The sequence below is a fragment of the Aeromicrobium sp. REDSEA-S32_B7 genome (assembly GCF_001626145.1).
GTDB classification, from domain to species: Bacteria; Actinomycetota; Actinomycetes; order Propionibacteriales; family Nocardioidaceae; genus Aeromicrobium; species Aeromicrobium erythreum.
In genome coordinates this window covers 1-20,090 of record NZ_LUNF01000072.1, presented here as the reverse complement: position 1 = coordinate 20,090, position 20,090 = coordinate 1, and the positions used below count along the sequence as shown (strand labels likewise).

17 protein-coding genes are annotated in these 20,090 nt (G+C 72.3%); 12 read left to right on the top strand and 5 right to left on the bottom strand.

The window, feature by feature from the left end; translation table 11 throughout:
* Positions 1 to 137: 137 nt before the first annotated feature.
* Entirely contained in the window at positions 138 to 1,178 is a 1,041-nt protein-coding gene (locus A6Q79_RS05610) for an N-acetyltransferase (RefSeq protein ID WP_067856215.1), read from the top strand.
* Between the two features lie 88 nt (positions 1,179 to 1,266).
* The gene (locus tag A6Q79_RS05605) at positions 1,267 to 1,713 is read left to right on the top strand and encodes an OsmC family peroxiredoxin (RefSeq protein ID WP_286690554.1); all 447 of its coding nucleotides are present in this window, start codon (positions 1,267 to 1,269) and stop codon (positions 1,711 to 1,713) included.
* A gap of 6 nt (positions 1,714 to 1,719) precedes the next feature.
* On the opposite strand, the gene A6Q79_RS05600 is transcribed toward A6Q79_RS05605, so the two are convergent.
* A complete protein-coding gene (locus tag A6Q79_RS05600; RefSeq protein WP_317697009.1) occupies positions 1,720 to 2,946 on the bottom strand; it encodes a glutaminase in 1,227 nt (408 codons plus the stop codon).
* Between the two features lie 109 nt (positions 2,947 to 3,055).
* On the opposite strand from A6Q79_RS05600, the gene A6Q79_RS05595 reads away from it, so the two are divergent.
* From A6Q79_RS05595 to A6Q79_RS05570, 6 genes are all read left to right on the top strand, one after another.
* Positions 3,056 to 3,382, top strand: a complete 327-nt coding sequence (locus tag A6Q79_RS05595) for a hypothetical protein (protein ID WP_067856206.1) — start codon at positions 3,056 to 3,058, stop codon at positions 3,380 to 3,382.
* A gap of 70 nt (positions 3,383 to 3,452) precedes the next feature.
* Positions 3,453 to 4,517, top strand: coding sequence for a winged helix DNA-binding domain-containing protein (locus tag A6Q79_RS05590; RefSeq protein ID WP_286690552.1), 1,065 nt, complete (start codon positions 3,453 to 3,455; stop codon positions 4,515 to 4,517).
* Positions 4,518 to 4,721: 204 nt separating this feature from the next.
* On the top strand, positions 4,722 to 8,549 hold the full coding sequence (locus A6Q79_RS05585; RefSeq protein ID WP_286690551.1) for a multifunctional oxoglutarate decarboxylase/oxoglutarate dehydrogenase thiamine pyrophosphate-binding subunit/dihydrolipoyllysine-residue succinyltransferase subunit: 3,828 nt from the start codon (positions 4,722 to 4,724) through the stop codon (positions 8,547 to 8,549).
* A 3-nt stretch (positions 8,550 to 8,552) separates the two neighbouring features.
* The gene (locus A6Q79_RS05580) at positions 8,553 to 8,735 is read left to right on the top strand and encodes a DUF6104 family protein (protein WP_067856197.1); all 183 of its coding nucleotides are present in this window, start codon (positions 8,553 to 8,555) and stop codon (positions 8,733 to 8,735) included.
* Positions 8,736 to 9,006: 271 nt separating this feature from the next.
* Complete coding sequence (locus A6Q79_RS05575; RefSeq protein WP_286690550.1) at positions 9,007 to 9,735, top strand: AAA family ATPase; 729 nt, start codon at positions 9,007 to 9,009, stop codon at positions 9,733 to 9,735.
* Positions 9,728 to 10,861, top strand: a complete 1,134-nt coding sequence (locus A6Q79_RS05570; protein WP_286690549.1) for an SLC13 family permease — start codon at positions 9,728 to 9,730, stop codon at positions 10,859 to 10,861. The genes A6Q79_RS05575 and A6Q79_RS05570 overlap by 8 nt, the downstream gene beginning before the upstream one ends.
* A gap of 21 nt (positions 10,862 to 10,882) precedes the next feature.
* Here the strand turns inward: A6Q79_RS05570 and A6Q79_RS05565 are convergent, their stop codons facing one another.
* From A6Q79_RS05565 to A6Q79_RS05555, 3 genes are all read right to left on the bottom strand, one after another.
* On the bottom strand, positions 10,883 to 11,851 hold the full coding sequence (locus A6Q79_RS05565; RefSeq protein ID WP_067856188.1) for a zinc-binding dehydrogenase: 969 nt from the start codon (positions 11,849 to 11,851) through the stop codon (positions 10,883 to 10,885).
* Between the two features lie 74 nt (positions 11,852 to 11,925).
* Positions 11,926 to 13,128 carry an NADP-dependent malic enzyme gene (locus A6Q79_RS05560; protein ID WP_067856185.1) on the bottom strand — a complete coding sequence of 401 codons (1,203 nt, stop codon included), beginning with the start codon at positions 13,126 to 13,128 and terminating at the stop codon, positions 11,926 to 11,928.
* 142 nt (positions 13,129 to 13,270) lie between these two features.
* Positions 13,271 to 13,705, bottom strand: a complete 435-nt coding sequence (locus A6Q79_RS05555; RefSeq protein WP_067856182.1) for a hypothetical protein — start codon at positions 13,703 to 13,705, stop codon at positions 13,271 to 13,273.
* Positions 13,706 to 13,915: 210 nt separating this feature from the next.
* Here A6Q79_RS05555 and A6Q79_RS05550 point away from each other — a divergent pair, with 210 nt between their 5' ends.
* Complete coding sequence (locus A6Q79_RS05550; RefSeq protein ID WP_067856180.1) at positions 13,916 to 14,167, top strand: WhiB family transcriptional regulator; 252 nt, start codon at positions 13,916 to 13,918, stop codon at positions 14,165 to 14,167.
* A gap of 149 nt (positions 14,168 to 14,316) precedes the next feature.
* On the opposite strand, the gene A6Q79_RS05545 is transcribed toward A6Q79_RS05550, so the two are convergent.
* Positions 14,317 to 15,762 (bottom strand): sensor histidine kinase, encoded by a 1,446-nt coding sequence (locus A6Q79_RS05545; protein ID WP_067856177.1) that lies wholly within the window; start codon positions 15,760 to 15,762, stop codon positions 14,317 to 14,319.
* Positions 15,763 to 15,818: 56 nt separating this feature from the next.
* Here A6Q79_RS05545 and A6Q79_RS05540 point away from each other — a divergent pair, with 56 nt between their 5' ends.
* The 3 genes from A6Q79_RS05540 to A6Q79_RS05530 all read left to right on the top strand — a co-directional run.
* A complete protein-coding gene (locus tag A6Q79_RS05540) occupies positions 15,819 to 16,775 on the top strand; it encodes a DUF2785 domain-containing protein (protein WP_083516588.1) in 957 nt (318 codons plus the stop codon).
* Between the two features lie 10 nt (positions 16,776 to 16,785).
* Positions 16,786 to 18,516, top strand: a complete 1,731-nt coding sequence (locus A6Q79_RS05535) for an acetolactate synthase (RefSeq protein ID WP_286690866.1) — start codon at positions 16,786 to 16,788, stop codon at positions 18,514 to 18,516.
* Positions 18,517 to 18,581: 65 nt separating this feature from the next.
* The coding region (locus tag A6Q79_RS05530; RefSeq protein WP_317696979.1) for an ABC transporter ATP-binding protein at positions 18,582 to 20,090 on the top strand (1,509 nt) is incomplete at its 3' end.

Below are 20,090 nucleotides of genomic sequence, written 5' to 3'. Positions count from 1 at the left end.
CACCAGCAAGGCGAGAACCCCGCAGGCACCGCACCAGCGCGACGAGACCCCCGCAGCCCCCGCCAGCAACCCCAGACCCCCCACCTCCCCCAGGGCCGACGCGCGCGAGACGGCGGAGGTGGGAGACTCATGACCCGATGAGCCCAGCAGACGAGACCGCCCCGACCGAGATCGACGTCCCCGACCTGCCCGGCCCCTGGACCGCGCGCGTCCCCACCTACGGCGACGTCGACGCCCTCGTACGCCTGCGCCACCTCGATGAGCTGCAGGGCACGGGCGAGGCGCACGTCGACCCGGCCGGCATCGAGAACGAGGTCGCGGGGCAGGCGTCGTGGACGCGACGCCAGCTCGTGGCCGTCGGCGACGACGACGTGCCCATCGCCTGGATCACCGTCCACGACCGCGCCGCGGGACGCGCCCTCGTGTGGGGGTACTTCGACCGCGACGTCGCCGAGGTCGACGAGATCGCCGGTGTGCTCTACGCGTGGGCGGAGGAGGTGGCGATCCTCATGGCGCGCATCCGCGGCATCGACGCCACCCGCCTCGACGAGAGCCCGTTCGCCGACGACACCCGCCAGGCCGGCTGGCTCGAGCAGGCCGGCTACGCCAAGCGGCGCACGTGGCTGCACATGGAGCGGCCCGTGCGCGACGGCGACGCCGACCTCGAGCCCCGCGAGGGCGTGCTCGTGCGCACCGTCGAGAAGCACGAGAACGGGTTCCCCGTCGCGTCGGACCTGCAGACGGTGCACCACATGCTCGAGACGTCCTTCGAGGACCACTTCAACAACTACCGCGAGTCCTTCCCCGAGTTCGTGCAGCGCATGCGCGAGGAGCCTGGGCACCGGTGGGACCAGTGGTGGCTGGCCTACGTCACGGACGAGGACGGCGAGCAGGTGCCGGCCGGCACCGTCGTGTGCTCCGTGCTGCCCGGCAAGCACGGCGGCCCGGAGGGCACCTACGTCGAGTACATCGGCGTCAACCGGCACGCCCGCGGACGCGGTGTCGCGAAGTCGCTGCTCGCCGCGGTCATCAGCGACGCCGCCCGACGCGGCCGCAACCGCGTCGGCCTGGAGGTCGACGCCGACTCCCCCACGTCGGCCGACCAGCTCTACCTGTCGATGGGCTGGGAGACCGACTACGTGACCGACTCCTGGTTCAAGGACCTCACGCTCGACTGACGTCGCCCCGCCGCACGAGTCAGGTTGCGGGACCTCCTCACGCTCGTAGCGTCGGTGGTACACATCCCACCCACCGGCAGGAGACACCATGCCTACTCGCACTGCTCGCACCGCCTGGGACGGCGGCTTCGAGGACGGATCCGGTCAGGTCGAGCTCACCAGCTCCGGCCTCGGCACGTTCGAGATGTCGTTCCCCAAGCGCTCGTCCGAGGACGGCGGTGGCGTCACCAACCCCGAGGAGCTGCTGGGCGCGGCGCACTCCGCCTGCTACACGATGCAGCTGACCGCCGTCCTCGAGAAGAACGGCGGCACGGTCCGCTCCATCGAGACGAAGGCCGACGTCTCGCTCGGCAAGGACGACGCCGACGGCGGCTTCAAGATCCACACGATCGCGCTGACCGTGCGCGGCGAGGTCGAGGGCGTCGACGACGCCACCTTCCAGCAGGCCGCGGAGGAGGCGAAGACCGGCTGCCCGCTCAGCAAGGCGCTCGCCTCGGTCGACCAGATCACCCTCGACGCGACCCTGGAGAGCTGAGCCGGCTCACTCCCCCACGGCGGCGGCTGCGTCCTCGAACACCTCGGGGACGTAGCCGTCGCCCGCGTCGGGCCCCTGCCCGTCCCCGCCGCCGAGCACCGCGGACGGGTCGACGAGCCGCACGTCGTGCCCGTCGAGGTGCAGCCGGCGCACCCCCTCCAGCAGCATCCGACGCGCGACGTCGTTGACCCGGTGCACCCGCTCGAGGTCGAGCACGACGGGCGCCTCGCCCTCCGGCTCCTCCTCCAGGCTGCGCAGCACGCGCTCGGCCTCGACGAAGCGCAGGTCCCGCCGCACCACCGAGCGCGCCACGTCGGAGACCTCCATGAGGTGCAGGCCCATGTCGCGCGACAGCCGCTCGAACACGCGCACGCCCCGCGCGCTGTTGCCGTGCCGATCGAGCCGTGGCGAGAACACGGCGATGCCCACCTGGCCTGGCAGGACACCGATCAGGCCGCCCGCCACGCCGCTCTTGGCCGGGATGCCGACCGTCGTGAGCCAGTCGCCCGCGGCGTCGTACATGCCGCAGGTGGCCATGACGCTCAGCACCTGCCGTGCCACCTGCGGCTCAAGCAGCTGCTCCCCGTCGGGCGCGCGGCCCTGCCCCGCGAGCACCGCGGCCATGCGTGCGAGGTCGCGGACGGTGACCGACACGGCGCACTGGCGCGTGTAGCCGCGCACGACGTCCGGCGGGTCTCCCTCGAGGATGCCGACGGTGCGCAGCATGTAGGCGATCGCCATGTTGCGGTCGGCGGTGCCCAGCTCGGACTCGAAGACCGCCTCGTCGACGTCGAGCTCGCGCCCGGCGAGCCGGGAGTAGAAGGAGCGCACCCGCTCGAAGCGTTCGTCGGAGCCGGGTCCTGCGACCAAGGCGTGGGCCGCGATCGCCCCCGCGTTGATCATCGGGTTGCGGGGACGCCCCGAGCCACGCTCGAGGGAGATCTCGTTGAACGCGTCGCCCGACGGCTCGACGTCGATCTTCTCGACGACGGCGTCCAGACCCTGGTCGGCGATGGCCAGCGCGTACGTGAACGGCTTGGAGATCGACTGGATGGAGAACGCGACGTCGGCGTCGCCGGCCGTGGCCACCACGCCGTCGAGCGTGGCCACGGCGATCGCCAGCCGGTCGGGGTCGGCCTGCGCGAGCTCGGCGATGTAGTCGGCGACCTCGCCGTCGTCGCCACCGCACTCGTCGAGCACCTGGGCGAGGTAGTCCGGGATCGGGGTGCGCATGCGTCGATGCTGTCACGCAGCGGGCGGGTCGCTGGCGTCGGACGGGTGGCTCGCCCTAGCGTCGGTGGCGGGCGGGGGGCGGCCCCGTCACCGACCAGGAGGGGATCCCGTGCACGCACCGCGCAGCACCACCGTCACGACCACCCACGACGCCGAGCGGACGTTCGCCGCCCTCACGGAGCTCGCGTCCGCGCCGCCCTACACCGAGGTCGCCCGCGACGACGCATCGCGCACCGTGGGCTTCACCAGCGGCAAGACGGCGTTCTCGTGGGGCCACGAGTACGTCGCGACGGTGACGCCCACGGACGACGGGGCGTCGGTCGAGATCACCGCGGGAGGCTTCGACGACAAGCCCAAGGCCCTCCTCGACGGCCGCAAGAACGTCAAGGCCGCGGGCAAGGTCGGGCAGGCGCTGCAGGACGCGCTCGGTTCCTGAGACGGCGGTCGCCGGCGAGGCACCCGCGCGGAGGAGCCGTCCTGTCCGTGCCGGGTGGGAGCATCATCGGGTGCACCAGTCACTCGCGCCGTACCGGCTGTGGTCCCAGCGTCTCGCAGGCACTCCACTCGCCGACGCCACCGCGGTGGTGCGCCACCTCGGGGCGGTGCAGTCGCAGGAGCACACCACGGCGCCCTGGAGCATCGCCCGCCGCTGCGGCACCCCTCCGCTCGCCGACGTCCTCGACCAGCTCGACGCCGGCGGGGTCGTCCGGACGCACGTCCTGCGCACCACCTGGCACCACGTGCACGTCGACGACCTCCCTCGCGTGGTCGCCGCGACCAGCGACCGCGTCATGGGCCAGCTGCTGCCCCACGTCCGGCGCCAGGGCCTCGAGGAGTCGGCCCTGGCCGCGGCCAGCGAGGTGGTCGTGGACGCGGTCCGCGATGCCCCGGGGTGCACCCGCGACGACGTCGCCGCTCGCCTGGACGACGCGGGGACGCCGTTCGGTGGCGACCTCCTGGCGCACATCGTCATGGCCGCCGAGCTCCGCGGCGAGGTGGCCGGACGGCGCGACCCGGGCGGCCCGCACCGCTACCGACCGCTCGACCTCGCGCCCAGCACGGCGGGGGTCGACGCCGAACGGGCGTGGCTCGCCGCCACCTACGCACGCGGGCACGGCCCCTTCACCCCGGCCGACCTCGCGTGGTGGTCGAGCCTCACCCTCACCCAGGCGCGACGGGCGGTCGCCGACGCCGGGCTGCACGAGGTCGAGCTCGAGGGCCGGCGGCTCTGGTCGCCGCACCCGCAGGACGAGCTGGACGACCACCGGGCCGACGTGCCCGCGGCGCTGCTGCTCTCCCAGTTCGACGAGCTCGTCTCCTACGTGCGCGACGCCGACCTGCGCACGGAGGTCGGCGCGGGGTACATCGCGACGATGTCCGGCGCGGGGCTCCTCGTGCTCGACGGTCGACTCGCGGGCCACTGGAACCGCTCGGTGCGCGCCGGCACGCTCACGGTCGTCGTGCACACCGGCGCCACCCTCTCGCGCGCTCACCGGTCCTCGCTCCACCACGAGGCTGCGGCGCTCGCCACGTTCCACGGCTTGTCCGACGTCGTCGTCAGCGTGGCCTGAGGCAGCCGCACCCCCGCGCACCGACCCTGTTCCGCCGCCCCGATCGACGCGATCGCGGTGCGACGAGGATCACCCCGTGGGACGGTGGGAGACACGGCTCCAGGCAGGGCGAACCGGACGTCGAGCGTCCGGGCCAGCGCGCTAGTCTTGAGTCGCACCGTGTCCAAGTGCGCAGGGAACCAACCGGAAGAGGCGATCGAGGCCGTGGCCGAGTCCTCACATGACCCGTCAACCCCCGACTTCGGGACGAACCAGTGGCTCGTCGAGGAGATGTACGACCAGTACAAGGCGGACCCCGCCTCCCTCGACCCGACCTGGGTGACGTTCTTCGAGGAGGGTGACGGCGCGGCGCTCCTGCGGGACAACGGCACCGCCCCCTCCTCGAACGGGGCCGCGCGCAACGGCACCTCGGCGAACGGCACGTCCGCGAACGGCTCTGGGCCGGCAGCCGCCACGGTCGCCGAGAAGAAGCCCGAGCCCGCCCCCGCGAAGACCCCGGAGAAGAAGCCCGAGCCTGCCGCTGCGGCACCCGCGCCGAAGAAGGCCGAGCCCGCCGCCGCGAAGCCTGCGGAGAGCAAGGCGCCGGCGAAGAAGCCGCAGGCTGCACGTCCCGCAGGCCGCTCCACCGACCCGAAGTCGACGTCGGCCGCGCCCCAGCCCTCGGGTCCGGGCGAGGTCGAGCGCGTGCCGCTCAAGGGCGCGCCCGCGCGCACCGCGGCCAACATGGACGCCAGCCTCGAGGTCCCCACCGCCACGAGCGTGCGCTCGGTGCCGGTCAAGCTGCTCTTCGACAACCGCATCGTCATCAACAACCACCTCGCCCGCGCCCGCGGCGGCAAGGTGTCGTTCACCCACCTCATCGGCTACGCCGTCGTCAAGGCCCTCACGGCCATGCCGGAGATGAACACCGGCTACGACATCGACGAGAAGGGCAAGCCGGTCCAGCTGAAGCCTGAGCACGTCAACTTCGGCCTCGCGATCGACACGAAGAACGCCAAGGGCGAGCGCCAGCTCCTCGTGCCGTCCATCAAGGCCGCCGAGACCATGAACTTCGCGCAGTTCTGGCAGGCGTACGAGGCGATGGTCAAGAAGGCCCGCGACGGCAAGCTCGAGGTCTCCGACTTCCAGGGCACCACCGCCAGCCTCACCAACCCCGGAGGCATCGGCACCAACCACTCCGTCCCGCGGCTCATGAAGGGTCAGGGCGTCATCGTCGGCGTCGGCTCCATGGAGTACCCGCCGGAGTTCCAGGGCGCGTCCGAGCACACCATCGCCCACCTCGCTGTCAGCAAGATGATGACGCTGACCTCGACCTACGACCACCGCGTCATCCAGGGTGCGCAGTCGGGCGAGTTCCTGCGTCGGATCCACCAGCTGCTCCTCGGCGAGGAGGGCTTCTACGACGAGATCTTCCAGGCGCTGCGGATCCCCTACGAGCCGATCCGCTGGGCCCAGGACATCGCCGTCAGCCACGACGACGAGGTGCACCGCCAGGCGCGCGTGCTCGAGCTGATCCACGCCTTCCGCGTGCGCGGTCACCTCATGGCCGACACGAACCCGCTCGAGTACCGCCAGCGCAGCCACCCCGACCTCGACACCGCGTCGCACGGCCTGACCCTGTGGGACCTCGACCGCGAGTTCGCCACCGGCTCGTTCGCGAGCGGCACGGGCAAGCGCTTCATGAAGCTGCGCGAGATCCTCGGCGTCCTGCGCGACTCCTACTGCCGCTCCATCGGCCTGGAGTACATGCACATCCAGGACCCGGGCGAGCGTCAGTGGCTGCAGGACCGCATCGAGGTGGGCCACACGAAGCCCCCGCGCGAGGAGCAGCTGCGCATCCTGCTGAAGCTCAACCAGGCCGAAGCGTTCGAGACCTTCCTGCAGACGAAGTTCGTCGGCCAGAAGCGGTTCAGCCTCGAGGGCGGGGAGACCACCATCCCGCTGCTCGACGAGATCTGCGAGGAGGCTGCCGCCGACGGCCTCGAGGAGGTCTGCATCGGCATGGCCCACCGCGGCCGTCTCAACGTCCTCGTCAACATCGCCGGCAAGAGCGCCGGCACGGTGTTCCGCGAGTTCGAGGGCAACATCGACCCCCGCACGGTGCAGGGCTCCGGCGACGTCAAGTACCACCTGGGCGTCGAGGGCGAGTTCCGCTCCGAGCACGGCGACACGATCAAGGTGTCGGTGGCCGCCAACCCGTCGCACCTCGAGGTCGTCGACCCGGTGCTCGAGGGCATCACCCGCGCGAAGCAGGACCGTCTCAACCGCGGTGCCGAGTTCCCGGTGCTGCCGGTCCTCGTGCACGGCGACGCCGCGTTCGCCGGCCAGGGTGTCGTCGCGGAGACGCTGAACCTCTCGCAGCTGCGCGGCTACCGCACGGGCGGCACGATCCACGTGATCGTCAACAACCAGGTCGGCTTCACGACGAGCCCGTCGTCGTCGCGCTCCTCGACCTACTGCACCGACGTCGCCCGCATGGTCCAGGCGCCGATCCTGCACGTGAACGGCGACGACCCGGAGGCGTGCATCCGCGTCGCCGACCTCGCCTACGAGTACCGCAAGACGTTCAACAAGGACGTCGTGATCGACCTGGTCTGCTATCGCCGCCGCGGCCACAACGAGGGCGACGACCCGTCGTTCACGCAGCCGCTGATGTACGACACGATCAACGCGAAGAAGTCGGTGCGCAAGCTCTACACCGAGGCGCTCGTGGGTCGTGGCGACATCACCATCGAGGAGGCCGAGGCCGCCCTCGCGGACTACCAGTCCCAGCTCGAGCGCAACTTCGCCGACGTCAAGGAGGCCACCTCCTCCGACGCCGACTACACGCGCACCCCCGACTACCCCGAGAAGCCCGAGCAGGAGGGCGCGCTCGAGACGGCCGTGTCCCCCGAGGTCATGAAGGCCGTGTCGTCGGCCTACACGTCCGTGCCCGACGGCTTCACGGTCCACCCGAAGGTGCTCCCCCAGCTGCAGCGTCGCGCCCAGTCCATCGAGACGGGCCCGATCGACTGGGGCACGGGCGAGATCATCGCGTTCGGGTCGCTGCTGCTCGAGGGTCGCCCTGTGCGCCTCGCCGGCCAGGACTCGCGGCGCGGCACGTTCTCCTCGCGCTTCGCGACGATCATCGACCGCAACAACGGCAGCGAGTGGACCCCGCTGTCGCACGTCGGCGACGAGCAGGCGACGTTCTACATCTACGACTCGCTGCTGAGCGAGTACGCCGCGCTCGGCTTCGAGTACGGCTACTCCGTGGCGCGTCCGGAGGCCCTCACCCTGTGGGAGGCGCAGTTCGGCGACTTCGTCAACGGCGCCCAGTCGGTCATCGACGAGTACATCTCCTCCGGTGAGACGAAGTGGGGCCAGAAGTCCGGCGTCGTGCTGCTCCTGCCCCACGGCTACGAGGGCCAGGGGCCGGACCACTCGTCGGCGCGCATCGAGCGGTTCCTGCAGCTCGCCGCCAACGACGAGATGACGATCGCCCAGCCGTCGACGTCGGCGTCGTACTTCCACCTGCTGCGTCGGCACACGCTGGAGGGCCAGCACCGTCCGCTCATCGTGTTCACGCCCAAGCAGCTGCTGCGTCGCAAGAGCGCGGCGTCGCAGCCGGACGAGTTCACGTCGGGCCAGTGGCGTCCGGTCATCGGCGACGACTCCGTCGACGCCGAGAAGGTCGACACGGTGCTGCTGTGCTCGGGCCGGATCGCGCACGACCTGTTCGACGAGCGCGCTAAGCGTGAGGGCGACGACCCGACGACGGCGATCGTCCGCCTCGAGCAGCTGTACCCGCGCCCGGTCGAGCAGATCAAGACCGAGCTCGCTCGCTTCAGCGGCGTGAAGAACGTCCGCTGGGTGCAGGACGAGCCCGCGAACCAGGGTCCGTGGCCCGACGCCGCGCTGCACTACCCCGACGCCGTGGCGTCCGGTGCGCTGACGCTCGTGTCGCGCCCGGCGTCGTCGACGACGGCCGTGGGCTCGAAGTCGCGGCACGACGCCGAGCAGCGTGAGCTGATGGACGCGGCGTTCGCCTGAGCCGTGTACTTCACCGATCGAGGCATCGAGGAGCTGGCGGCCCGCCGCGGCGAGGAGGAGATCTCCTTCGCGTGGCTGGCCGACCGGCTCGTCGAGTTCGTCGACCTGCACCCCGACTTCGAGGTGCCGGTCGAGCGGCTGGCCACCTGGCTCGCCCGCCTCGACGATGATGATGACGATCTCTGAGCGAGCTTTGCGAGCGAACGAGATCGGCAGGTCGAGTAGTACACGCCGAAGGCGTCGGTCTGTATCGAGACCTGGCGAGCGTCCAGACCTCATCACCCCTGAGTAGAAACCGCTGAGCCGCTGCCGAGTGGTCTCGCTCCATCGCGGCTACGCCCCTGCTGCGATGGCTCCACAGCCCGCACACGCTCGTCCCTCGCGGTGCTCGTCTACTCGACCAGCCGCGGACGCGGCTGAGCACGCTCCTGTCCTCCCCCACTGCCACACTGTCCCGGTGAGGTTCGACCAGCCGCCCGTGGTCCGGGTGATCCCGGAGGGCGCAGGTGATCTCGACCCCTGGCTCGACGACGTCCCCGCCGTCCAGCAGGTGCTGCGCGAGGGTCTCGACCTCGCGCCCGGGGTCACGTTCCTCGTCGGCGAGAACGGGGCCGGGAAGTCGACGATCGTCGAGGCGGTGGCGATCGCCTACGGGTTGTCGCCGGAGGGCGGCAGCCCGCACGGGCAGCACCGCTCGCGACCGAGCGAGTCGGCCCTGCACACGGCCCTGACCCTGCAGCGAGGTGTGGGGTCGGGGCGGTGGGGCTTCTTCCTGCGCGCGGAGACGATGCACGGCTGGTACACGTACCAGGAGGGTGTCGGCGGCCCCGACCTGCACGCGATGAGCCACGGGGAGTCCTTCCTGGAGGTGCTGCGCCGACGCTTCGACTCCCCCGGCTTCTACTGCCTCGACGAGCCCGAGGCCGCGCTGTCGTTCTCCTCGAGCCTGGCGCTGCTGCGCACCCTCCACGACATCGCCGCGACGGGGGGTCAGGTGCTGTGCGCGACCCACTCCCCCGTCGTCGCGTCGCTGCCGGGGGCACGGATCCTGGAGGTCGGTCCGTGGGGGCTGCGGGAGACGAGCTGGGAGTCGCTCGACCTCGTCGCCCACTGGCGCGCCTACCTCGAGGCACCGGGGCGCTACCTGCGGCACGTGCTCGCCGACGACCGGGACGACGATGGCTGACCGCGGGGTCGCGGCGCGGGTCCGGCACCTGCTGACCGCCAACCCCTTCCTCACCGCGACGGCCGTCGCGGCCGCCTTGACCTGCCTGCTCGTGCCGCCGAGCGCTGAGTACCTGCACTATCCCGAGTACCGCACGCTCGTGGGGCTGTGGTGCTTCCTGACGGTCATCAGCGCGCTCGACCGGACGCACCTCGTCACCGCCGCGGCGGAGGGGGCCGTGGGGGTCCTGCGTGGTCGGCGGACGCTGGTCGTCGGGCTGGTCCTGCTGACCGCGCTCGGGTCGATGCTCATCACCAACGACATGGCGCTGCTGACCTTCCTCCCGCTGTCGGCGCTCGCCCTGCGTGCGACGGGCGACGAGGAGCACCTGGCCTACGTCTTCGTGCTGCAGACCGTCGCGGCGAACCTTGGCGGCATGATCACGCCGTTCGGCAGCCCGCAGAACCTCTTCCTCTACCAGTACTTCCACCTGTCGGTCGGTCAGCTCGTCGCCGTCATGGCGATCCCGTTCGTGCTGTCGATCGCGCTGCTCGTGCTCGCGTGCCTGCGCGTCCCGGGCGGCCCCATCCGACCGGTCACCTCCCGGACGTCCGTGCGCTGGCGACCGGCGGCCGTCCACCTGGTCCTGTTCGGCGTCGCCGTCGCGCTCGTCGTGCGTGCGCTCCCGGTCTGGGCGGGCCTCGTGGTCGTCGCGGTGGTGGCGGTCGTCGACCGGCGGGCCCTGCGGTCGGTCGACTACGGGCTGCTCGCGACGTTCATGCTGTTCTTCGTCTTCGCCGGCAACCTGGAGCGCGTGCCGCAGGCCAGCGGGTTCCTGCAGGACCTGCTGCAGGAGCACGTCCTGCTCTGGAGCGTGGCCGGGAGCCAGCTGATCTCCAACGTGCCGACCGCGCTGATCTACGCGCCCTTCACCGACGACTGGCGCGCGCTCCTGCTGGGCGTCAACGTCGGCGGGGTCGGCACCGTGGTGGCGTCGCTCGCGAGCCTGATCACCCTGCGCCGCTACCAGCTGCTGCGACCCGGCGGCACCCGCGCGTTCCTCGGCCTGTTCACCGTGGTGAACGTGCTGTTCCTGGTGGTGCTGCTGGGCGCCACGAGCGCCCTGCTGGCCGCCGGCGTCCTCTGACGTCGGCGGCCGGGCCGCAGGTCAGAGCGTCAGGACGATCTTGCCGAAGACGTCGCCGTCGACGACGCGCTGCAGACCCTGGGCCGCGTCGGCCATGGGGATCTCGCTGTCGATGAGCGGACGCGTCCCGGTGACGTCCATGAACTGCGCGAGCGCGTGGAGCTCGTCGCGCGTACCCATGGTGGAGCCGTGCACGCGCATCTGCTGGAAGAAGATGCGGGTCAGCTCGGCCGCCTTCGGCGCGTCACCCGACGTCGCGCCGGAGATGACGATCGTGCCGCCCGGACGCATCGACTTGACCGAGTGCGACCACGTGGCGGCGCCGACCGTCTCCATGACGGCGTCGACCTTCACGGGCAGTCGCGCCCCGGACTCGAACACCTCGTGCGCGCCGATCTCGAGCGCCTTGGCGCGCTTGTCCTCGTCGCGGCTCGTGGCCAGCACCCGGAACCCGGCTGCGCGGGCCAGCGTGATGAGGGCGGTGGCCACCCCACCGCCGGCGCCCTGCACGAGCACGGTGTCGCCCTGCTTGAGCCCCGACTGCGTGAACAGCATCCGGTAGGCGGTCAGCCAGGCCGTGGGCAGGCAGGCCGCCTCGCTGAACGACAGACCTGCCGGCTTCGGCACGACGTTGCGCGTCGGCACCGCCACCTTCTCGGCGAACGTGCCCTGGTGGCGCTCCGACAGCAGCGAGCGCTTGGGGTCGAGCGTCTCGTCACCGCGCCACGACGGGTCGCTGACGACGGCGTGCACGAGCACCTCGTTGCCGTCCTCGTCGTAGCCCGCCGCGTCGCAGCCGAGGATCATCGGCAACGACTCCTCGCGCAGGCCGACGCCGCGCAGGCTCCACACGTCGTGGTGGTTGATCGATGCCGCCTTGACCGTCACCGTGGTCCAGCCGTCCGGCACCTCGGGGTCGGGACGGTCCCCGACCACCAGCCCCTCGAGCGGGTTCTCGGGGTTGATCTGACCGGCGTAGACGGCGAACATGCGACTCCTTCGAGCAGGCGACGGCCAGGCGGAGCCCGGCCCCGGATGAGGTACCGCGTCCAGTATCGAGCGGATCAGTAGGGACGGCGCGCGAGGCCCTCACGGCGGGCGGTCTCCGTGACGGCCCGGCTGACGACGTCGGCCACCCGCGGGTCGAACGGCGACGGGATGACGTAGGACTCGCTCAGGTCGTCGCCGACGAGCTCGGCGATCGCGTGAGCGGCCGCCAGCTTCATGCCCTCGGAGATCGCCGTCGCACGCACCGCGAGCGCGCCGCGGAAGATGCCGGGGAACACGAGCACGTTGTTGATCTGGTTCGGGAAGTCCGAGCGCCCCGTGGCCACGACCCGCGCGTAGCGGTGCGCGACGTCGGGGTGCACCTCCGGGTTCGGGTTCGCCATCGCGAAGATGATCGCGTCGGGCGCCATGCGCGCGACGTCCTCCTCGGGGATGGTGCCACCGGAGACGCCGATGAACACGTCGGCCTTCTCCAGCGCGTCGCCCACGGTCCCGGGACGCGCCCAGTCGGCGGTCTGGTCGGCGAGCCACTGCTTGACGCTGTTGAGGTCGTCGCGCCCGGGGTGGATGACACCCTGGCGGTCGACGACGCTGATGCGGTGCACCCCCGCCGACTGCAGGATCTTCGCAATCGCCACACCGGCAGCGCCGGCGCCGGAGATGACGACCTTGAGGTCCTGCATGTCGCGGTCGGTCAGCCGGACGGCGTTGATGAGCGCGGCCAGCGTGACGACGGCCGTGCCGTGCTGGTCGTCGTGGAAGACCGGGATGTCGAGCCGCTCGATGAGCCGCTCCTCGATCTCGAAGCACCGCGGGCTCGAGATGTCCTCGAGGTTCACGCCGCCGAACGTCGGGGCCATGCGCACGATCGTCTCGACGATCTCGTCGACGTCGGTCGTCGCCAGCGCCACCGGGATGGCGTCGACGCCGCCGAACTGCTTGAACAGGACGGCCTTGCCCTCCATCACCGGCATCGAGGCGGCCGGGCCGATGTCGCCGAGACCGAGCACCGCGGTGCCGTCGGTGATGACCGCCACCGTGTTGGACACCCAGGTGTAGTCGTGCGACAGGTCCGGGTCGGCGGCGATCGCCTCGCACACCCGCGCGACGCCCGGCGTGTACGACATCGACAGGTCGTCGGCGTCACGCAGCGGTACCGTCGCGGCGACCTGCATCTTCCCGCCGCGGTGCAGCGCGAACACGGGGTCGGTGGGGTCGAACGCGTCGAACGTCGAGGTGGTGGAGTCGGTGGCGACCATGGGGCGGCAGCTTCTCTCTCGCTGAGGGCGGGGGCTCACGGGGCGGACCCGGAGCAGGACGGCGTCGACGCGGCCCGCGACCGGTAGGTGCACGGCGGGCCCGCGGACACGGGAGCGCGGCAGGTGATGCCGCCGCCCATTCTCACACGGGATCGTGGCGTCCGAGCGCCTGGGTGACCGGAGGTGACAGGAGGCACACCAGCGCGACGGCCGCGCCGCCCGCCAGCGTCGGGGTGATCCACGGGGCGTCGCCGCGGAAGTTGAACGACAGCGCGAGGCACAGGAGCTGGGAGAAGACAAGGAAGCCGCGCGGCCAGGCCCGACCGCGCAGCACCTGGACGACCGCCACCAGCAGCAGCACGCCGAGCGCACCGAGGAAGACCGCCGTGCTGATCCCCAGCCCCACCCGGTCGGCCTCCACCGAGGCCAGCTCGAGCACCGTGATCGCCAGCAGTCCAGCAGCCTGCAGCGCCACGACGACGCCGGACACGAGCAGCAGCGTCCGGGCAGGTCCGCGCGGCGCGACAGGGCTCCCGTCGGGCTGGTCCGAGGGGGTCGGGTCGCTCGTCTCGCTCACCCCGCCAGCCTAGGACCACGCCCCCGTCGCCACCCGCCCCAGGACCACGATGCCTCCTTTGGTATGACCTGTGTGACTCAACAGACATCGACCCACCGTGCTATCTCTTGTGCGACGCGCCTTTTGTTGAAACGATGAACGCGGCGCGTTGGTCTTCCCCTGGGCGGACATCCCTGCGCGCCTGCACACACAAGGGAAGGAGCTGTCGTCATGGACTGGCGCCACCACAGCGCATGTCTCGATGAAGACCCCGAGCTCTTCTTCCCCATCGGCAACACCGGCCCCGCGATCATGCAGATCGAGGAGGCGAAGGTCGTGTGTCGCCGCTGCGACGTCCGTGAGCAGTGCCTGCAGTGGGCACTCGAGTCCGGTCAGGACCATGGCGTCTGGGGAGGCATGAGCGAGGACGAGCGTCGTGCCCTCAAGCGTCGCAACGCCCGGGCGCGTATTCGCACCGCCTGAGACGTTCCACGCCGCACGCGTCCGAACCCCGTACCCGAGCCTGGGTACGGGGTTCTCGACGTCCGGGCACTTCTCCGCCCACGGCCCGGAACCCCCGCCGGGGCCCTGTGCCCGCCGCGATCGCCCACACCGACGTCGAAATCGAGGTGTCAGAGCGTCAGCGTGATGGCGACCGTCGCACCACGCCCGGGGCGCGACTCGAACTCCAGCGCGCCGCCGAGCTCGCTCTCCACCAGCGTGGAGACGATCGACAGGCCCAGGCTGCGCGTCGGGTCGAAGTCGGCCGGCAGCCCCACCCCGTCGTCGCTCACCCGCATGCGCAGCCGGTCGCGGATCCGGTTCACCGCCACCGTCACCCGACCGGCGCCGTCGGGGAACGCGTGCTCGGCGGCGTTCTGCACCAGCTCCGTGAGCACCATCGCCAACGGGGTCGCCACCTCCGCCGGCAGCAGGCCGAACGCCCCGATCCGTTCCGCGCGCACCTGAGGACCGCCGACGTCGAGCACCGAGCGCAGGAGCCGGTCGGCGATGTCGTCGAACGCGACGCTCTCGTCGAACCCCTGGCTCAGCGTCTCGTGGACCAGCGCGATCGAGCCGACGCGCCGCACGGCCTCCTCGAGCGCCGCCCGCGCCTCCGGCACGTCCATGCGCCGCGCCTGCAGCCGCAGCAGCGCCGCCACCGTCTGGAGGTTGTTCTTGACCCGGTGGTGGATCTCCCGGATCGTCGCCTCCTTCGACAGCAGCTGCTTCTCCCGCAGCCGCAGGTCGGTCACGTCGCGCAGCAGCACGACGGCACCGTCACGCTCCCCGCGACCCCGTGCGCCCTCGCGGGTCACCGGGATCACCCGCAGCAGCAGCGTCGCCTCCGCGCCGACCACCTCGGCCTCGGCCGGAGCCATGCCCCCCAGCGCCGCCGCCGTGCTCAGGTCCGTCGGCGTTCGGCCGACGCACGCTGCCGTCACCTCGGCGAGGTCGACGTCCTGCAGGTCGCCGTGCAGACCCAGGCGGCGGTACGCCGACAGGGCGTTCGGGCTCGCGTACTCGACCGTGCCGTCGGCGCGCGTCCGGATGAACCCGTCTCCCACCCGCAGCGAGTCGGCCAGGTCGGAGCGACTGCCCGGAGTCGGGAACTCGCCACGCGCGACCATGGCGACCAAGGCCTGGGCGCACGCCCGGTACGTCACCTCGAGGTGGCTCGTGGCCCGCGCGTCGCGGCCGCTGCGCACCGCCAGCACCGCGATCGTGTCCGGACCCCGCCGCACCGGCACCAGCCGCACCCGCAGCCCGTCGCCGACCGCCGGGTCGTCGTCGTCCTGCGCACCCTCGCCCGCCAGCACCCGACCCGCCGCCGGGGAGCGCTCCGCGGGCACGAACGTGCCGGTGACGTCCTCCAGCAGCGTCGTCGCGCCCGTCGTCGGACGGATCTGCGCCACCGCCCACAGCCCCTTGGACTCCGCGTCGGGTACCCACAGCACCAGGTCGCCGAACGACAGGTCGGCCAGGATCTGCCAGTCCGCGACGAGCGCGTGCACCCAGCCCACGTCGGCGGGCGCGAGAGCCGTCTGCGACCGGATGATGTCGTCGGGCGTCGGCACGCGCCCACCCTAGCCGCGCCACTGCAGACCAGGACCCCTCTGGCACGATGGTCGAGATGTCCGAGGCGTACTGGCAGGCCGTGGTGCGGACCGGTCGACAGGTTCCGCTCGACCGCTCCCTCGACGAGTCCACCGCCGAGCTCGTCGAGATGCTCGGCCACCCGAACCCTCGACTCCGCGAGGACCTCGCCTACCCGCTGCTGACCACGTGGATCTCCACGGGCGTGTACGACGACCTCCTCGGCGGGCTCGGCGACGGCGTCGCGCCCGGCCTGCGGTACGGGCTCGGCCACGACGGCGACGTCTCGGTCGTCCGACGCTCCTACAGCGCCCTCCTGCTCGCCGACATCGTCGGGCGCGACAACACCCTGCACGTCCTGCCGTCCTCCACCGTCCTGGGCTGGGGCGACCGCGCCACCAGCTGGTACGTCCGCGAGCTCGACCACCGCGGCTGGGTGCCCGAGCAGGGATGGGCCCACGCCATCGCCCACGGCGCCGACCTGCTCGCCGCCCTCGCCCGCTCACGCCACTTCGACCGGCTCGAGCTGACGGTGCTGCTCGACGTGATCGCCGACCGCGTGCTCACCCCCACCTCCTACGTCTGGCGCCACGGCGAGGACGACCGCCTCGCCTACGCGGTCATGACCGCGCTGCACCGCAACGCGCTCGACCCGAGCATCGTCGAGCCCTGGCTCGCCCGCCTCGGCGCAGGCGTCCGCGCACCCCGCACCCGCGGCCACCTCGACGACGAGTGGCCCTCCCCGACCGCCAAGAACACGTCGTCCTTCCTGCGCGCCCTGCACCTGCAGCTCGCCCTCGGCGTCCAGGGTCGCGCCGACCTGCGCGGCGACGCGGAGCTGTTCGCCGAGCAGCCGGCCCACCGCGCCGACCTCCTCCTCGCCGTCCTCGACCAGATCCGCGGCGAGAGCCCCTGGCTGTACCGGCAGACCACCCGCGCCCGCCCCCTCGACGCCCCCGACGGCCCACCGGACAACGACACCGCCGTGCAGTAGCGTGCGAGCCATGTCACAGACCGACGAGTCCGCGGCCACCCCTGACGCCGACGGCGAGAGCTCCGCCCCCACTGCACACAGTGCAGATGATGTGCGCTCCGCGCACGGGGGAGTCCACGCGCTCGAGGTGGCCCGCGCCCACGGCGTGCAGGCCATGTTCACGCTCTCCGGCGCCCACGTGTTCCCCATGTACGACGCCGCGGTCACCGCCGACGACCCGATGCCCATCATCGACGTACGGCACGAGCCGACCGCCGTGTTCGCCGCCGAGGCCGTCGGCAAGCTGACCCGCACCCCGGGCCTCGCCGTGCTCACGGCCGGCCCGGGCGTCACCAACGGCGTCAGCCCGGTCGCGCAGGCCCACTTCGCCGGGTCGCCGCTCGTGGTCGTCGGCGGCCGCGCCCCGGCCGGCCGCTGGGGCATGGGCACCCTGCAGGAGCTCGACCACCCGCCGATCTTCGAGACCGTCTCGACGTGGGCGGCCACCGCGCACACCCTCGCCGACATCGCCCCCACCGTCCACGAGGCGTTCAACCGCGCCGGGTCCTCGCACCGCGGGCCGACCTTCGTCGACGTCCCGATGGACGAGTTCTTCAACGCCGGACCCCTGGGCGCCGCCACGGGTCCGGACCGGGCTCCCCTGCAGCCCGACGCCGACGACCTGAACCGCGTCGCTCGACTCCTGCAGGACGCCCACCACCCCGTGCTCGTCCTCGGGACCGACGTCTGGGCCGACGGCGCCGAGGACGCCGCGTCGCGCTTCGCCGCCGAGACCGGCATCCCCGTCATCGCCAACGGCATGGGTCGCGGGCTCCTGCCGGGTGGCCACCCCCAGCTCGTCACCAAGGCCCGCTCCGCCGCGTTCTCGGGGGCCGACCTCGTCGTCGTCGCCGGCACGCCGCTCGACTTCCGTCTCGGCTACGGCGTCTTCGGGGGCAAGGACGGCGCCACGCCGGCGCGGGTCGTCCACCTCGCCGACTCCCCCGGCCAGCTCTCGACCCACGCCGACCTCGCCGGGTCGGCCGCCGGCGACCTGACGCTCGTGCTCGACGGCATCCTGGCCGCACTGCAGTCGGCGCCCGGCTCCCGGCCGGACTGGTCGTCCTGGCTCGGCCAGCTGCAGGACCTCGTCTCCGCCGCGGCCGCGCGCGACGTCGACCTGCTCGCGTCGGCCAGTGACCCCATCCACCCGGCACGGATCTACGGCGAGCTGCTCCCCCGCCTCGCCGACGACGCCGTCGTCATCGGCGACGGCGGCGACTTCGTGTCGTTCGCCGGGAAGTTCGTCGAGCCGCAGCGACCCGGCGGCTGGCTCGACCCCGGACCCTACGGCTGCCTGGGCGCCGGCATGGGCGCCGCCATGGCGGCCCGCATCACGCGACCTTCGAGCCAGGTCGTCGTGCTGTTCGGCGACGGCGCCGCCGGCATGTCGCTCATGGACGTCGACACCCTCGTGCGCCACGACCTGCCCGTCGTCATGGTCGTCGGCAACAACTCCGCGTGGGGGCTGGAGAAGAGCCCCATGCAGATGCTCTACGGCTACGACGTCGCCGCCGACCTCGCACCGCACACGCGCTACGACCAGGTCGTCACCGCGCTCGGCGGCGGTGGCGAGATGGTGACCGACCCCGCGCAGATCGGGCCGGCGCTCGACCGCGCGTTCGCGTCGGGCGTGCCCTACCTCGTGAACGTCATGACCGACGTGTCCGCGGAGTACCCGCGCACCACGCACGGCGTGTGAGCCACGGCCCGTCGTCGTCGCGACCGCCGGTCGGGACGACGACGAGTTAGGCTAACCTCACTCGCATGGGACGACGTGGACGCGGCACGAGCACGACGTCGCCCGACGCACCCACCACCGCGCCGGCCACCGCCGGTGCCCTGCTCCGCCGGGCGCTGCGCCGCAACGGACGCGAGCTCGGCCGCGGCTATCCCCTGCTGACGCTCTGGCAGCTCAGCGAGACCCTCGTGCCCGTCGTCATCGGGCTCGTCGTCGACCAGGCCGTCGACGGCGGCGGTCTCGGCGACCTCGCCTGGACGCTCGGCGTGCTCGTCGCGCTCTTCGTGGTGCTCAGCAACGGCTACCGCTTCGGTGCGCGCTTCATCAAGCAGGGCATCGAGCGCGAGGCGCACGCGCTGCGCGTCGAGGTCGCGGGGCACGTGCTGCACCCCCGGGGCGCGCGGACCGACCGGCTCGCCGGCGAGACCCTCTCGATCGCGACGTCCGACGCCGACCTCGTGCCGATGGCCCTGCACCAGCTCGGCTACGCGATCGCGTCCCTCGTCGCAGTGCTCGTGACGGCCGCGTACGTGCTCCGCGTCGACGTCGTGCTGGGCCTGCTCATCCTGCTCGGGGTGCCCGCCGTGCTCGTCGCGATCCAGGCGCTCGCCCCGCTGGTCGCACGCCGCACCGCCCGGCAGCAGGAGAGCACGGCGGCCGCCTCGGGACTCGCGGCCGACCTGCTCGAGGGCCTGCGCCCGCTCAAGGGCATCGGCGGCGAGGACGTGGCCCTGCGTCGCTACCGTGCCGCGAGCACCCGGGCGAGCGACGACACCGTCGCCGTCGCCCGGTCCTGGGGCTACCTCGACGGCTTCACCACCGCGCTCAGCGGCCTGCTGCTCGCCGCGGTCGCGCTGCTCGCCGGACGTCGCGCCCTCGACGGCGACATCAGCCTCGGCGAGCTGATCGCGCTGGTCGGCCTCACGCAGTTCCTCGCCGAGCCGCTGCGCGGTCTCGGCGACGTGAGCGCGCAGTTCGCGGCGTCGCGCGCGTCAGCCGCGCGCATCGTCGACTTCCTCGCGACGCCTCGCGTCCTCGCACCCGGAGGTCGCGCGCCCAGCCAGGACCGGCCCGAGCTCGTGCTCGACGACGTCGTGGCAGGTCCGCTCGACGGGCTCAGCCTGCACCTGCGCCACGACGAGCTCGTCGCCGTCGCGGTCGACGAGCCTGCGGTCTCCGACGCCCTGGTGGCCCTGCTCTCCGGCGACCTCGACCTCGACTCCGGACGCGCGCGCCTCGGCGACGTCGACCTCGCCGAGCTGTCCGTGGCCGGACGTCGCCGGCACCTGCTCGTCGTCGCGCACCACGGCGGCATCACGGAGGGCACGCTGCGCACCACCGTCGACCCGGGCGGGCAGCACGACGACGACGCGCTCGCCCCGGCCCTCACCGCCTCGGCCGCCGACGACGTCGTCCGTCTGCACCCCGACGGGCTGGACCGCCCGGTCCGCGCCGGCGGCAGCAGCCTCTCCGGCGGCCAGCGGCAGCGGCTCGCCCTCGCCCGCGCCGTGCTGACCCGGCCGGCTGTCCTGGTG

Excerpts from the sequence above, each read along its gene's own strand:
- A6Q79_RS05600 (WP_317697009.1), bottom strand. The coding sequence starts at position 2,946 with ATGCGCACCCCGATCCCGGACTACCTCGCCCAGGTGCTCGACGAGTGC.
- A6Q79_RS05605 (WP_286690554.1), top strand. The coding sequence starts at position 1,267 with ATGCCTACTCGCACTGCTCGCACCGCCTGGGACGGCGGCTTCGAGGAC.
- A6Q79_RS05535 (WP_286690866.1), top strand. The coding sequence starts at position 16,786 with ATGTCACAGACCGACGAGTCCGCGGCCACCCCTGACGCCGACGGCGAG.
- A6Q79_RS05565 (WP_067856188.1), bottom strand. The coding sequence starts at position 11,851 with ATGTTCGCCGTCTACGCCGGTCAGATCAACCCCGAGAACCCGCTCGAG.
- A6Q79_RS05550 (WP_067856180.1), top strand. The coding sequence starts at position 13,916 with ATGGACTGGCGCCACCACAGCGCATGTCTCGATGAAGACCCCGAGCTC.
- A6Q79_RS05610 (WP_067856215.1), top strand. The coding sequence starts at position 138 with ATGAGCCCAGCAGACGAGACCGCCCCGACCGAGATCGACGTCCCCGAC.
- A6Q79_RS05570 (WP_286690549.1), top strand. The coding sequence starts at position 9,728 with ATGGCTGACCGCGGGGTCGCGGCGCGGGTCCGGCACCTGCTGACCGCC.
- A6Q79_RS05560 (WP_067856185.1), bottom strand. The coding sequence starts at position 13,128 with ATGGTCGCCACCGACTCCACCACCTCGACGTTCGACGCGTTCGACCCC.
- A6Q79_RS05540 (WP_083516588.1), top strand. The coding sequence starts at position 15,819 with ATGTCCGAGGCGTACTGGCAGGCCGTGGTGCGGACCGGTCGACAGGTT.